The 14005-nt window shown below is 45.4% G+C and carries 13 protein-coding genes; 6 read left to right on the top strand and 7 right to left on the bottom strand.

Features of this window, described 5'->3' with window-relative positions; all coding sequences use genetic code 11:
* Positions 1–48: 48 nt before the first annotated feature.
* Positions 49–414 (bottom strand): DUF190 domain-containing protein, encoded by a 366-nt coding sequence (locus BC643_RS19150; protein ID WP_120274890.1) that lies wholly within the window; start codon positions 412–414, stop codon positions 49–51.
* A gap of 287 nt (positions 415–701) precedes the next feature.
* On the opposite strand from BC643_RS19150, the gene BC643_RS19145 reads away from it, so the two are divergent.
* Positions 702–1037, top strand: coding sequence for an Hpt domain-containing protein (locus BC643_RS19145; protein ID WP_120274889.1), 336 nt, complete (start codon positions 702–704; stop codon positions 1035–1037).
* Positions 1038–1067: 30 nt separating this feature from the next.
* Here BC643_RS19145 and BC643_RS19140 read toward each other — a convergent pair whose 3' ends face one another.
* Both BC643_RS19140 and BC643_RS19130 read right to left on the bottom strand, forming a co-directional pair.
* Entirely contained in the window at positions 1068–2420 is a 1353-nt protein-coding gene (locus BC643_RS19140; RefSeq protein ID WP_120274888.1) for a sigma-54-dependent transcriptional regulator, read from the bottom strand.
* A 197-nt stretch (positions 2421–2617) separates the two neighbouring features.
* Positions 2618–2947 (bottom strand): hypothetical protein, encoded by a 330-nt coding sequence (locus BC643_RS19130; RefSeq protein WP_147377276.1) that lies wholly within the window; start codon positions 2945–2947, stop codon positions 2618–2620.
* Between the two features lie 307 nt (positions 2948–3254).
* Between BC643_RS19130 and dacB the strand changes: the two genes are divergently transcribed.
* A complete protein-coding gene (gene dacB / locus BC643_RS19125; protein ID WP_120274885.1) occupies positions 3255–4712 on the top strand; it encodes a D-alanyl-D-alanine carboxypeptidase/D-alanyl-D-alanine endopeptidase in 1458 nt (485 codons plus the stop codon).
* 220 nt (positions 4713–4932) lie between these two features.
* Entirely contained in the window at positions 4933–7110 is a 2178-nt protein-coding gene (locus BC643_RS19120) for a prolyl oligopeptidase family serine peptidase (RefSeq protein WP_120274884.1), read from the top strand.
* 73 nt (positions 7111–7183) lie between these two features.
* On the opposite strand, the gene BC643_RS19115 is transcribed toward BC643_RS19120, so the two are convergent.
* From BC643_RS19115 to BC643_RS19100, 4 genes are all read right to left on the bottom strand, one after another.
* Entirely contained in the window at positions 7184–7474 is a 291-nt protein-coding gene (locus BC643_RS19115) for a hypothetical protein (protein WP_147377275.1), read from the bottom strand.
* A gap of 210 nt (positions 7475–7684) precedes the next feature.
* A complete protein-coding gene (locus BC643_RS19110) occupies positions 7685–8227 on the bottom strand; it encodes a hypothetical protein (protein WP_120274882.1) in 543 nt (180 codons plus the stop codon).
* Positions 8228–8337: 110 nt separating this feature from the next.
* A complete protein-coding gene (locus tag BC643_RS19105; protein WP_120274881.1) occupies positions 8338–8751 on the bottom strand; it encodes a DoxX family protein in 414 nt (137 codons plus the stop codon).
* Positions 8752–8820: 69 nt separating this feature from the next.
* Positions 8821–9297 carry a nucleoside deaminase gene (locus tag BC643_RS19100; RefSeq protein WP_120274880.1) on the bottom strand — a complete coding sequence of 159 codons (477 nt, stop codon included), beginning with the start codon at positions 9295–9297 and terminating at the stop codon, positions 8821–8823.
* Positions 9298–9881: 584 nt separating this feature from the next.
* Between BC643_RS19100 and ilvD the strand changes: the two genes are divergently transcribed.
* Genes ilvD through ilvN form a run of 3 tightly spaced genes read left to right on the top strand, consistent with a single transcriptional unit; the run spans position 9882 to position 13993 of the window.
* On the top strand, positions 9882–11711 hold the full coding sequence (gene ilvD / locus BC643_RS19095; RefSeq protein WP_120274879.1) for a dihydroxy-acid dehydratase: 1830 nt from the start codon (positions 9882–9884) through the stop codon (positions 11709–11711).
* 23 nt (positions 11712–11734) lie between these two features.
* A complete protein-coding gene (gene ilvB / locus BC643_RS19090; RefSeq protein WP_120274878.1) occupies positions 11735–13432 on the top strand; it encodes a biosynthetic-type acetolactate synthase large subunit in 1698 nt (565 codons plus the stop codon).
* 18 nt (positions 13433–13450) lie between these two features.
* Positions 13451–13993 carry an acetolactate synthase small subunit gene (gene ilvN / locus BC643_RS19085; RefSeq protein WP_120274877.1) on the top strand — a complete coding sequence of 181 codons (543 nt, stop codon included), beginning with the start codon at positions 13451–13453 and terminating at the stop codon, positions 13991–13993.
* The last annotated feature ends 12 nt before the right edge of the window (positions 13994–14005 follow it).

Genomic DNA, 14005 nt, shown 5'->3' with positions numbered 1-14005 from the left:
CTAAGGAATAACTTTAATTTAACCCGAATTCATGAACCAAAATCCACTTTAAAAGTTGGCAAACTCGTTGTACTTTTTGCCCCGTCTATATTCCAATACTTCAAGATGTTGAATTGTCACCAAAGCGCCCTTTTCCGACTTGTCGAGCAGGGTTTTCACTTTAGCGGCGAACGCTTCAATTTTTGATTCCTCATCCACAACTTCAATCGCTACCGGAACCTGGTTCGTTGGGAAGACCATTTTAACGCTGTGAACAGAGTGACTGGCGCCAAACGACAAGATACCGCGGAAGACAGTGGCACCGCCCAATCCAAAATCGCGGGCTTCCCGAACAATTTCTTCGTACAACAAATTTTTGCCGATCATGTCGGAAGCCGAAATGTAAATTTTTAATAAGCTCGTATTACCTTTCATAACGTCCCATTTAAAGTTTGTAAATTAGTTTCTCATTGTTTATCTACTTCATTTTGGAAGTTTAGGTTTTGTATAATCGGAAGAAAACAAGCAGCTAACTAATTATTTAACAAATATTTACACAGCAAAATAATCGTTTTTTAAGCTTATGTGCTTTTTAGCAAAAACCGCGGTTGAACAAGTGTAAGAAACCGCTGCTGAAACCGGGTGAAAAAATAACGAAAGCGACAGTTTTATCCGGAACATTGCCCATGAGACTATCAATTTGACAAAAAGGAAGGAACAATATGCAATATTCAATCGACCAACTGCTTGCTTTTGCAGGACCGGAAAAATCGGATCAAGCCAAGCTTTTGAAAATGTTCGTTGAATCAGCTGAGCAGAACGCCAGTTCATTCAAACAACAGCTCGATGCGAACAATCGAAACGAAGCTTGTGAAATCGCTCACAAAATGCTGACGACCTTCCGACAAATCCAGGCCACAAAAATTACGACACTTCTGGTGCCACTGGAACGTGTAGGCGATCCCGAAATCAGCGATTCCCGATTTTTTGAGTTCGGCAGACTAGCTCATGCCGAAATCAAAACGGTACTCGAGCACATTAAACAACATCACCTGTAGCGATGAGCTTTCGGGAATAGCCAAATCCGATTAGTTGCCGTTCTGTTTTTCCGGTAACTCAATCCGGTACAACTTCAACTTATTATAGAGTGTTTTGCGGTCGATTTTCAATATTCGGGCCGCTTTGCTTTTGTTATAATCCGCCTTTTCCAGTGCTTTCTCAATCAAGGTTATCTCGTTTGTTTCGCTGTACAAGGTGAATTTATCTTCCTTGCCGGAGATCTGATAAAGCTCCTCCGGGATCTCATTCAAGGTAATCTGCTCGCCGGGCACCAGCAGCACAGCCCGTTTGATCACATTTTTCATCTCGCGCAAATTACCGGGCCAGCTATAACGTTCAAAGGCCGCCTCAACGTCAGGCTCAAATCCCGCCACATTACGCGATAAATAAGCATTCGCCTGGTCCAGGAAGAACCGGGCAAACGCCATCACATCTTCTTTGCGCTCATGGAGGGATGGCACATCGATCTGAAATTCATTTAACCGGTGGTACAAATCCTCCCGAAACCGCCCGTCCTGTTGGGCCGATTTCAGATCTTCGTTAGTGGCCGCGATAATTCGCACATCAACGGGTACTTCCTTCGAACTACCAACCGGTTTCACTTTGCGCTCCTGCAGGGCACGGAGCAATTGGATCTGTGTGTTGTACGAGAGATTCCCCACTTCATCCAAAAAGAGCGTCCCGCCGTTTGCCGACTCAAAGTAGCCGGTTTTATCGGTTGCAGCGCCGGTGAACGAACCTTTTACATGACCAAAAAATTCGCTGGCTACCAACTCTTTCGGAATGGCACCACAATCGACAGCAACAAAAGGCTGCTCTGCCCTTTTGCTTTTTTGATGAATAGAGCGGGCAACATATTCTTTACCCGTACCGCTTTCACCCAAAATCAATACCGACATGGGCGTGGGGGCAACCAAATCAATGTGCTTATTCAGACGTTTCGATGGCTTGCTTTTTCCTTCGAAAAAATCAGGCAGAGAGTTATTGTCAGTAGGATTCTTTTTAATTGATGTTTTGCTCAAACCTGAACTCAACGCCTCGCGAATCATATTCATGAGCTCCTGAGGCTGGAAAGGTTTGGGAATATAATTGTAAGCTCCTTGCTTAATGGATTGTATGGCGGTGGTAATATCCGCATAACCGGTCATCATAATGATCTTGGTTTTCATCGACTCTTGCCTGATAATTCGAATAATATCCATACCGCTAAAATCGGGCATACGCAAGTCAGTCAGCACCAAATCGTAAAAATTCTTTCGGATATGCTGTTGTACTTCTCCAGGTGAATGCAGGATTTTCACCTTAAATTGGTTTCGGGTCAAATAGTTCTGCAACATTTGGCCGAAAGCAATATCATCATCAACGATCAAGATTTTATTCATACGCGTTTTATTTCGGCAAAGTATTTCGCATTGGCTTATTGGCATTTAAAAGTTAAACATGGTACGAACCGGCAGAACGCACAGAACCTCTGCCCGCTGAATAGCGTTGCAGAGGTTGTCCTGCTTTCTGAAAACTCACACCCTGAAAAAACGTTTGTCGGTTAAATTCTTCGGTGAGTTTCAAGCGTGGTGAATCATTACTCGACCGTTGGTTTCTCAACTTTAACTAACTCTCCCGCTTCTGTGTAGAAAAGATCATATTTCATATCTCCGCTGCTGATTGCTACTTTGTAAGATCCGTCGTCACCTTTCCAGGCTTTATCAAGGCTGTAACCTGAATATTTCGACGACAGGGCTGTGTTAATAGCCTCCGGTAAGGCCGTTGTTTCAATTTCCTGGTAAGTGACATCCTGTGTCATTACTTCAACTGAAGTGATGGCTTTATCATTTGTTTTCGCACCTGCGAATTGAGGAGCCATTAAACTAAGTGTTACCGCTGCTACTGAAAATAAAATTGTCTTTCTCATGACTTAAAATTTTAATTGTGTTTGAAAATTTGATTGTTTATCGTTCGCTGGTAATCTATTATCGGAAAAACGTGCCAAAAGCGGACACGCAAATCCGAAACCCAACCAAAAACACTTACAAACAATCACTTGAGAACAAACATCAAGTTTGGCACAGCTAAAATATTTTCTCAAAATGATGTAGATTCCACGTTATTGATGTAGAAATTTTCTACGAAAAAGGAACTTTCAGCTTAATTACACCAGCTTCGAAGCGAGGCAGTCTCGTTCATTCCATTATTTTTGAGAATCGAAAAACAAACATACCATGAAACAATACCCCCGATTGGCCCTACTGGCGCTATTGATTTGTCTTTTACCAACATTTGTAACAGCACAGGAAAAAGAAAGCGTTCAACACATTTTCGACGAGTGGAGCAAAACAAGTGTGCTGGATCAAGCCAGCATCGGTTTTTATGCCATCGATGCCAAAACGGGAGAATTACTGGGAGCTTCCACACCGCAACTAAGCATGGCGCCAGCGTCAATACTCAAATTAATAACCACCAGCACTGCATTGGAACTTTTAGGAGCCGATTATCAATTTGAGACCAAACTGGCCTACATCGGTAAACTAAGTGGCGACACACTGAATGGTGATTTAGTGATCGTTGCAGGAGGTGATCCGGCGTTGGGCTCGAAATATTTCAAGGACTACAAACCCTATCAAAACTTCGTTGGGCACTGGGCTGAAGTCATTGAAAAACTGGGCATCAAACACATTACCGGCAACCTGATCATTGATTCCTCGGTGTATGATGACCAAAGTATTCCCGCAACCTGGATCTGGGAAGACATGGGGAACTATTACGGGGCCGGCGTTTTTGGGTTGAGTGCTTACGACAATACCTATGTCATTCATTTCTCGTCGCCAGCGACAGCCGGAGAACAAACCCGAATTGAATACACACTCCCGGTTCTGCCCAACGTGGACTTTGACAACCGGGTACTTTCGTCGGACGAAAACCGGGATCAGGCCTACGTTTTTGGAAGCCCGCTTGATACCAAACGCGTTATTCGCGGCACCATTCCTAAAGACAGGACTGACTTTGCTGTGAAGGCTTCAATTCCGGACCCTCCGCTTTTGGTCGGTACTCAACTGATGCAGGAACTGGCTTTAAAACAAATCGATATGTCGGGCGAAGTTCGTTGCGACATTGTTGAAAAACCGGAAGGCCTCGTTACGGTGTCAACGATCAAGTCGCCTCGACTTTCTCAAATTATCGACGTCACAAATCACGAGAGTGTCAATCTTTTTGCTGAGCATTTTTTGAAACACATGGCCTATGTAACAACGGGACTTGGGACAACCGAAACCGGGATTGATTTGGTCACCGAATTTTGGAAACAAAAAGGCATGGACACCAAAGGTTTGTTTATGGAAGACGGAAGCGGCCTGTCTCGTTTCAACACCATTTCGGCCAAACAGATGGTTTTTATGCTGAACTACATGAAAAACGAAAGTGTCAACAGTGAAGCTTTTTTCAACAGCCTGCCAACTGTCCCCAACGGAACACTTTGGTACTTCAACCAAAACAATTTCCCCAGGCAGGCACTCCGGGCTAAAAGCGGCAGCATGACTCGGGTTCGGTCATTTGCCGGCCAACTAAAAACACAAAGCAAACGAACTGTGCTTTTCGCCATTCTCCTGAATAATTTTTCATGCAGCCAAAGCCAGGCCATTAAAACCATCGAGCAACTACTGGTTGATATCGAGCATCAATAGTGCGGGATTTTCGCCTATTTACTAAATAGTTACATCTGAAATTTTGCGAAAGAAAGTCGGATTTTTCTAAACATATTTTCGCTTTTGACGTTTTCCCTGTATGAAAAAGCTCTGTCTCAAGTTCATACCTTGTGAAAACCTCTGTGCCTGATGCATTAAATCGAACAATGCATTTTGCTTGCCGTCCAACCGGCTCTTTCCGACCTTTTCAAAATTTCTTATGAAACGACGTTTACTTTTCCCTTGTTTGCCCCTGGTTTCTTTAATGTTCTTTCAGATCAGCCAAGCCTTCGGTCAAATTCCTCCTGTTGCTAAAATCGATAATGTTGAAGACGAGTATTGGGGCGTAAAAGTTGAGGACCCCTACCGCTACATGGAAAACCTGGACGCCCCCGAAGTTCAGGCGTGGATAAAAGGACAAGCGGATTATGCCGCGTCTATTTTGGATACCTTGCCAGGCAGAGAACAATTAAGAGAACGCCTGCACGAACTCTATTCCGGCAAACCCTACAGCTCCGGTGGATACCGCATGCTGGAAAACGGGAAACTGTTTTTCCTGAAACGAATATCAGGCGAAAGTCTTTTGAAATTATACCTGAGAGACGGCCAGGGCGAAGACAAACTCTTGGTTGACCCCAGTCTGCTGAGTACCAGCGAAGGCGACCACTATTCTATTGCCGACTACACGCCTTCACCCGACGGAAACTACCTGGTGTACGGACTTGCCAAAAGCGGGTCTGAAGAAACAGTCTACCATATTCTGGATGTGTCAACCGGCAAAGCGCTTCCGGAAACCATCGATCGGATTGAAACTGCTTACAACCGCCCTTTCTGGCTTCCCGACGACAGTGGATTTTTCTACAGTCGACGACAATTACTGGCTGCTGACGCCCCCGAAACAGAAATCTACAAAAAAACAAAAGTCTATTTCCACCAATTAAACACGGACGCCAATAGTGACCAGGTCATAGCCGGATACGAGCTTTCGGATAAAATGGAACTTAGCGATGTGGACTTCCCCAGTATCTACCTGGCTCCGAACTCTGATTATGCCGTTGTTAAAATCAAACACGGCGACTCAAACGAGCTTACGCTATACACCGCGCCAGTTAACACGCTACTAAAGTCGGATATTCCGTGGGCAAAAATTTGCGACGTGGAGGATGAAGTCACAGATTACGCAGTTCACCTGGATGACATTTATCTTCAGTCGGCTCACAAATCGCCTCGCTTCAAAATTATTTCAACCTCGTTGAAGAATCCGGACATTGCAACTGCAGAGGTCATCGTTCCCGAGAGTAAATCGGTAATCAGTACGCTCGCATCCTCGTTCGCCGCTTTGTTCGTCGAGGTGACGGACGCCGGTACAGATAAACTGCTCCAGATAAATTACAGTGCCCCCGATAAAGTTGAGACCATTCAAATTGAAGACAAAGCCCTTAATTTGGTCGGAATCTCCCCTGCAACTAACAAGATACTGGTTCGCACATCTTCGTGGGTTCAGGGACCATCAGTGTTTAGCTATGATCCAACATCAAGAGCCTACGAAAAAACCGACCTGATTCCACCTGGAAAATACGATTCGTCCGATGACTACGTCGCCGAAGAAGTAATGGCGAAAAGCTGGGATGGAACCTTAGTCCCACTCTCTATTTTACACAAGAAGGGAATCAAACTTAACGGTAAAAACCCAACTTTACTTGAGGGCTACGGCTCGTACGGAATGGTTTACAATTCCTTTTACAGCCCGGGAATAATAGCCTGGCTCGAACAGGGCGGTGTTTGGGCATGGGCTCATATTCGCGGTGGTGGCGAATACGGAAAAGACTGGCACATGGCCGGCCGAATGCTCAACAAACCCAACACATGGAAAGACTTTATCGCCTGTGGTGAATACCTGGTAGAACATGGATACACATCAAGCAAAATGCTAGCCGGGCAAGGCGGAAGTGCCGGCGGAATTACAATCGGGCGCTCAATTACGGACCGACCCGATTTGTTTAAAGCGGCAATTATCAATGTTGGCCTTTCCGACGCCATCCGCATGGAAACAACCACCAATGGCATCCCGAACATCCAGGAATTTGGCACCGTTAAGGATGAAGACGGATTCAAAGGCTTGCTGGCCATGAGTGCTTATCATCATGTGAAAGACGGAGTTGAATACCCGGCTGTGCTGATTACCCACGGAATCAACGATCCCAGGGTCACTCCATGGAACTCGGCAAAGATGACAGCCCGCCTGCAAGCAGCAACATCCAGCAATAATCCGATTCTGTTCAGGGTGGATTACAAAGCCGGGCATGGAATCGGCTCAACACTCGACCAGTATATCGACCAATTAGCCGACGAATACTCATTCCTCCTTTGGCAATTTGGCGTAGATCCAACAAAATAGAATCGGGGAAACGACACGATACTGCAAAAAGAGACAGCAGCAAGTTGACTTTGCCGCTGTCTCTTTTTGCATTTTAATTCAATCGGTCATAAGGCAGGGTGAATAAACCTTCTTTATCCTCGGGCGTCACCAGGTACCACTTGCCGGTTTGCGTGTCGTGCTTCATGATAAAATACAAGCCGCTTTTGGTGCAGATCTTAAAATAATTAGCCACTGCTTCTTTGCCGGCCACATCCATTTGGTACCATCGATCCGTAATCTTAATTACAACAAAACGCACCTTGTTCCAAAAGAACCAAACCGGATACTCGCCGGTTTGGTAACCGGAATGACTTTCAACATTTATTGGTATCATCGTCATCATATAGCGCAGTTCGATTGATTGTTTTCCAAAACCAGTCAACTCTATTTACGGTTAACAGGCAAAATAAGGTTCATGTTGTTTGATTTCCGTTTCCGTGGTACCTTTAGAGCGACCTCCGACCAGCAGCAAAGTAATTCCACTGATCAACCATGGAAAATACGAGGAGCAGAAATTTTGGTGATTGGCAAGTAAAAGTCAGTCCTGCGATGCTTAACGAAAGAACTCCTGGAAACATTTCAGAATTCCCTTTTTAGCTGCCAATCGCGCAACCGGCGACAGGCCAACTTGCTGACGCAAGCGATTTACGTCTTCCAGTTGAGGAGCCTCAAACCCCGCCATTTTTAAAAGAAATACTGTTTTCAAAGTAGAACCTTTGTACCGAATATGATGAGCGCCGGTGCGTGCAGGGTGAATATGAATGTAACAAACTGAATCGATTCCTTCCCGAACAATCCATTGCGAATCGTCCGACAAACGAAGCTCCTGATATCCACGATTGCTTCGGAGCCACCCCGTAAATTCGTCCTTTTCAAAGACACAAATCTTTTTCAAGAGCATCTCAATCTCAGCGCAAATATCAGCAGGAGATAACACCCCGGTGTAAACATCCACATAGTTATTACAAACCGGTGCCAGCTGTTGGTCAATCAATTCTTCGGAAGCATCGGCCAAAGCCATCAACTGAAAGTTACGGTGATGCTTAAATGCATTGAAGCGAAACGGTTCTGGAATATGCTTTTCTGTATGATTCATCCCAACAACTTATCATTCAAAAATACCTGTTCTCCCTTCAACAAAAAAGAGATGGCTGTAATCCGCCTCAAGCGAATTCAGCCATCTCTTCGTTAAAACGTATTATTTTCCTAGTTACCGCGAATCAGGTTGCCCAGGGCAAAGCGACCGCTACCAAACACTAAAATAGTGGTGAAAAGCAACAGGTACAGCAGGGCCATTTCCTGCTTGGCAAATCCCTGTCCGCCATGAATCATAAACGCGGCAACGGCCATTGTAATAATAATCGGAATGGTTGCCAATCGGGTTGTGATACCAAGTATAACCAGCACAGAGCAAAAGAACTCGGCAAAAACAACCAGAACAAACGACGGTAATTGCCCGATACCAAACGGATCGGCAAAAGAAGTATCGCCTGAAATCAACTTCATCAGTTTCGGGACCCCGTGTGTGAGCATAAATGCTCCTGAACCGGCCCGTAACAACAACAACCATAAATTTTCGAGAAACTCGTTTGATTTCGAGCCTAACATTTTCTTTCCCATATTTTTCTTTTTTAGCTAATATTTCAAATTGTAAATCCACACCGATATCCAGTGGTGCAAACGCAAAGCCTAATATTTTATTGCTTGACCGTTGTTTCGCCATTTCTCGAAAACAGGAAGTGCCTCGGCTCGCAATAACTGCGAAAAAGGAATCGAACGATCAGTAATTTCAAGCTTCAGTTCCTGGTAAATGAAACTGTCGTCGAAGTCGATCGCCGCCGCATCACGATGATCACAAGCATAGAAAACCCGATCGGGACGTGCCCAATAAATGGCCCCCAAACACATCGGGCAGGGTTCGCACGAGGTGTAAACAGTGCAACCTTTCAATTGAAATGAATTGAGCTTTTGGCAAGCCTCGCGTATTGCAATCACCTCCGCATGAGCCGTTGGATCATTCTTCGAAGTCACCTGATTGAATCCTTCCGCAACAATTTCTCCATCCTTGACAACAACAGCGCCAAAGGGTCCACCGGCATTGCTGTCCATCCCTTTTTCAGCCAGCTCAATGGCTCTGCGCATAAATTTCAGATCCTGTTCTGTCATTTTTCTTCACTTGTTTTCCGTTCAAATATCTTCTTTTTTTTATTCTTCATAATAATCAAATGGTTTTAAAAGCAGAATATTCTTAACCATCTGTCAGTTGTCTTCTGAATAATCAGACAAACAACAAGAATAAAAGGCTCATCCTTAATATTAGTTTATTCGCCAACTGTATGTTTGACTATTGGATCTATAGGAAAATCTGTTTTTTACTTACAATTTAATTTTGCGTTTCCGAATTAATTCATACTTTTGCTTCATTGTAAAAAATAAAGGATGAAATTATCGGCTATCATATCTAACGTTGTTATTCTTCTCGTCGTTGTCATTTCGCAAGCGAAGTGAGGATGTTGCACGTAGGTATATCTGATAGCCATTCTCACTCAAAAGAGAATGGCTTTTTTTATTTTTAATACATTACATATATGAAACATTACTCGACATATTTTCCGGTGGTCCGCCTCCTTGTCATTCTTAGAAAAACCTGAGAGAGAGGCCATCGATTGTTGAGTCAAAATATAAATTGAGCCTTTCTCCAAAACGAGAAGGGCTTTTTTTTAGAACGTAAATTTTAAGCACTGAAAGAAATGCAGAATAAGTTAAGATCAGCTACAACCACCCAGGGTAAACGGATGGCCGGAGCGCGCAGTTTGTGGCGTGCCAACGGGATGAAGGAAGAGCAATTTGGAAAACCCATGATTGCGATCGTAAACTCATTTACACAATTTGTACCGGGACACGTACACCTGCATGACATTGGGCAATACATTAAAGGAGAAATCGAAAAACAAGGTTGCTTTGCCGCCGAGTTCAACACTATTGCTGTTGACGACGGAATCGCGATGGGACACGACGGGATGCTCTATTCCCTGCCCTCTCGCGACGTAATTGCCGACAGCGTTGAATACATGTGTAACGCCCACAAGGTGGATGCGATGGTCTGCATCTCAAACTGCGATAAAATTACACCGGGAATGCTGATGGCCGCCATGCGTCTGAACATCCCAGCCATTTTTGTATCGGGTGGACCGATGGAAGCCGGCGTTGTTGACGGTAAAAAATACGACCTGGTTGATGCCATGGTACTGGCTGCCGATCCAAATGTTGACGAATCACACTTGTCACGCGTTGAGCGCGATGCTTGCCCCACTTGCGGAAGCTGTTCGGGTATGTTCACTGCAAACTCCATGAACTGTTTGGCCGAAGCTTTGGGTGTTGCACTTCCCGGCAACGGAACGGTTCTGGCTACACATGCCAACCGCAAACGCCTGTTCGAAAAAGCGGCTGAGCAAATCGTAAAAATCACCTACGATTATTACCAAAACGGCAACGACAAGGTACTTCCACGAAATATTGCAACAAAAGCTGCGTTCGAAAACGCCATGAAATTGGATATTGCAATGGGAGGATCGACCAATACGGTGCTCCACATTCTGGCTGTAGCACATGAAGCCGGAGTTGATTTTACCATGAAACGAATCAACGAATTATCGAAAATAACCCCCAACCTGTGCAAGGTTGCACCAAACGGTCACTACCACATTCAGGATGTGAACCGTGCCGGCGGAATTCTCGGAATTCTTGCTGAATTGGATCGCGGTGGCCACCTCGATACCTCTGTGACACGTGCCGACGGTTTGACCTTAGCTGAAGCGCTTGCCAAATACGACATTATGAGCCCAACGGCAAAAGAAGAAGATACGCAACGCTACAAATCGGCTCCGGGTGGATTCCGCAACCTGGTTTTGGGATCACAGGAAACTTATTACGAAGAATTTGATAAAGACCGCGCCGGTGGCTGTATCCGCGACATGGAACATGCCTACAACAAAGACGGCGGTTTGGCTGTTCTGTACGGCAACATTGCCGAAGACGGCTGTATCGTGAAAACGGCAGGTGTTGATCCTTCGGTATACCAATTTAAAGGAACAGCCCGCGTATTCGAATCGCAGGAAGATGCCGTAAACGGAATCCTGGGCGATGCTGTACAAGCCGGCAATGTGGTGATCATTCGTTACGAAGGCCCCAAAGGTGGTCCGGGTATGCAGGAAATGCTGTACCCAACATCGTACCTGAAATCCATGAAACTGGACAAGCAGTGTGCGCTGTTAACTGACGGACGTTTCTCGGGTGGTACATCCGGTCTGTCTATCGGCCACGCTTCTCCGGAAGCAGCAGCAGGAGGCGCCATCGCATTGATTAAAGACGGCGACCCGATCGAGATCGACATTCCGGCACGTAAGATCAATGTTTTGATCAGTCCGGAAGAATTGGATCAAAGAAGAAAAGAAGAAGAGGCGAGAGGAAAAGACGCGTTCACTCCTCAAAACCGCCAACGCAATATTAGTAAAGCACTGAAAGCCTATGCCGCCCTGGTATCATCAGCCGACAGAGGTGCAGTTCGCTTAATTGATTAGTAACCAACAAAACACGTATCTATATGGCAACAAAACGAGTTACAGGTTCTCAAGCTGTTATCCTTTCATTACTGGAGGAAGGCGTTGATACCATTTTCGGGTATCCGGGCGGAGCGATTATGCCAATCTACGATGCCCTGTATGATTTCGATAAGCAAATCAAGCACATTCTAACCCGTCACGAACAAGGCGCCGTCCACGCAGCCGAAGGATACGCCAAAGTAACCGGTAAAGCCGGAGTCTGTTTTGCCACTTCAGGCCCTGGAGCCACCAACCTGGTCACCGGAATTGCCGACGCACAAATCGACTCAATTCCGCTGGTTTGTATCACCGGCCAGGTAGCTTCACCTCTTTTGGGAACCGATGCGTTCCAGGAGTCGGATGTAATCGGGATCACTATGCCGGTAACCAAATGGAACTACCAGGTTACTTGTGTTGAAGAACTCCCTGAAGCAATTGCCAAGGCATTTTATATTGCACAGTCGGGCCGTCCGGGGCCGGTAGTGCTCGACATTGCAAAAGATGTACAGTTCCAGGAACTGGATTTCGAATATAAAAAATGTACAAAGATTCGTTCATACATTCCGGAATACGCAGTGGATCCTTTCAAAGTGAAAGAAGCTGCCGAGCTGATCGATGCTGCTAAGAAACCATTGCTGCTTTTCGGACAAGGTGTCATCATCGCCAATGCTGAAGAAGAGCTGAAAGCGTTCATCGAAAAAACAGGTATTCCTGCAGCTTGGACATTGCTCGGCCTTTCGGCACTTCCATCAGACCACCCGTTGAACGTTGGGATGTTGGGTATGCACGGAAACTATGGACCAAACATTAAAACCAACGAAGCCGACCTGATCATCGCTGTTGGTATGCGCTTCGACGACCGGGTAACCGGAAAAGTAAGTTCTTACGCCACCAACGCTAAGATCATACACATGGAAGTTGATCCGGCCGAGATCAACAAAATCGTCAAAGTTGACGTTGGCGTTTTGGGCAGTGCCAAAAGATCGCTTCCGATGTTGACGATGAACGTAAAGGAAAACAAACACGAAGCCTGGTTACAAGAGTTCCGTGACTGCGATAAAATTGAACAGGAAAAAGTCATTCAGAAAGACACATACCCTACCAAAGAAGGTTTGACAATGGGTGAAGCTGTTCGCATGGTTTCTGAAAAAGCAAACCACGATGCGGTTTTGGTGACCGACGTAGGCCAGCAACAAATGATTGCTTCCCGCTACTTCAAGTTCACACAATCGAAAAGTAACGTGACTTCTGGTGGATTGGGAACAATGGGCTACGGTGTACCGGCAGCCATGGGCGCGCAACTGGGTGCAAAAGATCGCACTGTTTGCTGCTTCGTTGGTGATGGTGGTTTCCAGATGACTTTGCAGGAACTGGGAACAATTGCACAAAACAAGCTTCCGGTTAAAATCATTTTACTGAATAACAACTTCCTGGGGATGGTTCGCCAATGGCAACAGCTGTTCTTCGACCGTCGCTACTCATTTACCGAGCTGCAAAACCCGGACTTCATCATGATCACCAACGGTTTTGGAATACCGGCTCACAAAGTGACCAAACGCGAAGAACTGGAAGCAGGAGTTAAAAAAATGATGGAGCACGACGGCCCTTACTTACTGGAGGTTGTTGTTGAAAAAGAAGACAACGTATTCCCAATGGTACCGGCCGGGGCATCGGTATCCGATATCATTCTTGAAGCTTAATCTTAAAAAGAAGACACAATGAAACAAGAATTTATCATCACCGTTTATTCGGAAAACAATATCGGGCTATTGAACCGCCTGACCATCAACTTTACACGTCGTAAAATCAACATCGAAAGCCTGACCGTTTCAGCGTCGGCAATCCAGGGAATTTCAAAATTCACCATCGTGATTAACGAAACGGAAGAGCGCGTGAAGAAAGTGGTTGGTCAACTGGAAAAAATTGTTGACGTACTGAAAGCCTTCTACCACACCAACGACGAAATGGTGTTTCAGGAACTGGCTTTGTACAAAGTTCCAACTGAAGCATTATACGAAAGCGACAAGGTTGAACACATGGTTCGCAACTCGGGTGCACGCATCCTGGAAATCACCAAAGAATTTACGGTGATTGAAAAAACCGGGCATAAAGAAGAAACCAAGCAATTGTTTGACGATCTATCTCAATTCGGCGTTCTTCAATTCATCCGCTCTGGCCGCATCGCGATTACACGCGACCCGATTGAGCGTTTGTCGGAGTTCCTGAAGGAACGCGACGCTTTATTGGAAGCAATGGACTAGTCCAATATTTGA

The sequence above is a fragment of the Mangrovibacterium diazotrophicum genome, assembly GCF_003610535.1.
Classification (GTDB): Bacteria; Bacteroidota; Bacteroidia; order Bacteroidales; family Prolixibacteraceae; genus Mangrovibacterium; species Mangrovibacterium diazotrophicum.
Note: the sequence above shows the minus strand (reverse complement) of the source record. Positions and strands in the feature narration are given on the sequence as shown.

What these genes read in the sequence shown, in the direction of transcription:
- BC643_RS19120 (WP_120274884.1), top strand. Translation starts at nt 4,933, where the DNA reads ATGAAACGACGTTTACTTTTCCCTTGTTTGCCCCTGGTTTCTTTAATG.
- BC643_RS19140 (WP_120274888.1), bottom strand. Translation starts at nt 2,420, where the DNA reads ATGAATAAAATCTTGATCGTTGATGATGATATTGCTTTCGGCCAAATG.
- BC643_RS19115 (WP_147377275.1), bottom strand. Translation starts at nt 7,474, where the DNA reads ATGATGACGATGATACCAATAAATGTTGAAAGTCATTCCGGTTACCAA.
- ilvD (WP_120274879.1), top strand. Translation starts at nt 9,882, where the DNA reads ATGCAGAATAAGTTAAGATCAGCTACAACCACCCAGGGTAAACGGATG.
- BC643_RS19130 (WP_147377276.1), bottom strand. Translation starts at nt 2,947, where the DNA reads ATGAGAAAGACAATTTTATTTTCAGTAGCAGCGGTAACACTTAGTTTA.
- ilvB (WP_120274878.1), top strand. Translation starts at nt 11,735, where the DNA reads ATGGCAACAAAACGAGTTACAGGTTCTCAAGCTGTTATCCTTTCATTA.
- BC643_RS19110 (WP_120274882.1), bottom strand. Translation starts at nt 8,227, where the DNA reads ATGAATCATACAGAAAAGCATATTCCAGAACCGTTTCGCTTCAATGCA.
- BC643_RS19100 (WP_120274880.1), bottom strand. Translation starts at nt 9,297, where the DNA reads ATGACAGAACAGGATCTGAAATTTATGCGCAGAGCCATTGAGCTGGCT.
- BC643_RS19150 (WP_120274890.1), bottom strand. Translation starts at nt 414, where the DNA reads ATGAAAGGTAATACGAGCTTATTAAAAATTTACATTTCGGCTTCCGAC.
- BC643_RS19105 (WP_120274881.1), bottom strand. Translation starts at nt 8,751, where the DNA reads ATGGGAAAGAAAATGTTAGGCTCGAAATCAAACGAGTTTCTCGAAAAT.
- ilvN (WP_120274877.1), top strand. Translation starts at nt 13,451, where the DNA reads ATGAAACAAGAATTTATCATCACCGTTTATTCGGAAAACAATATCGGG.
- dacB (WP_120274885.1), top strand. Translation starts at nt 3,255, where the DNA reads ATGAAACAATACCCCCGATTGGCCCTACTGGCGCTATTGATTTGTCTT.
- BC643_RS19145 (WP_120274889.1), top strand. Translation starts at nt 702, where the DNA reads ATGCAATATTCAATCGACCAACTGCTTGCTTTTGCAGGACCGGAAAAA.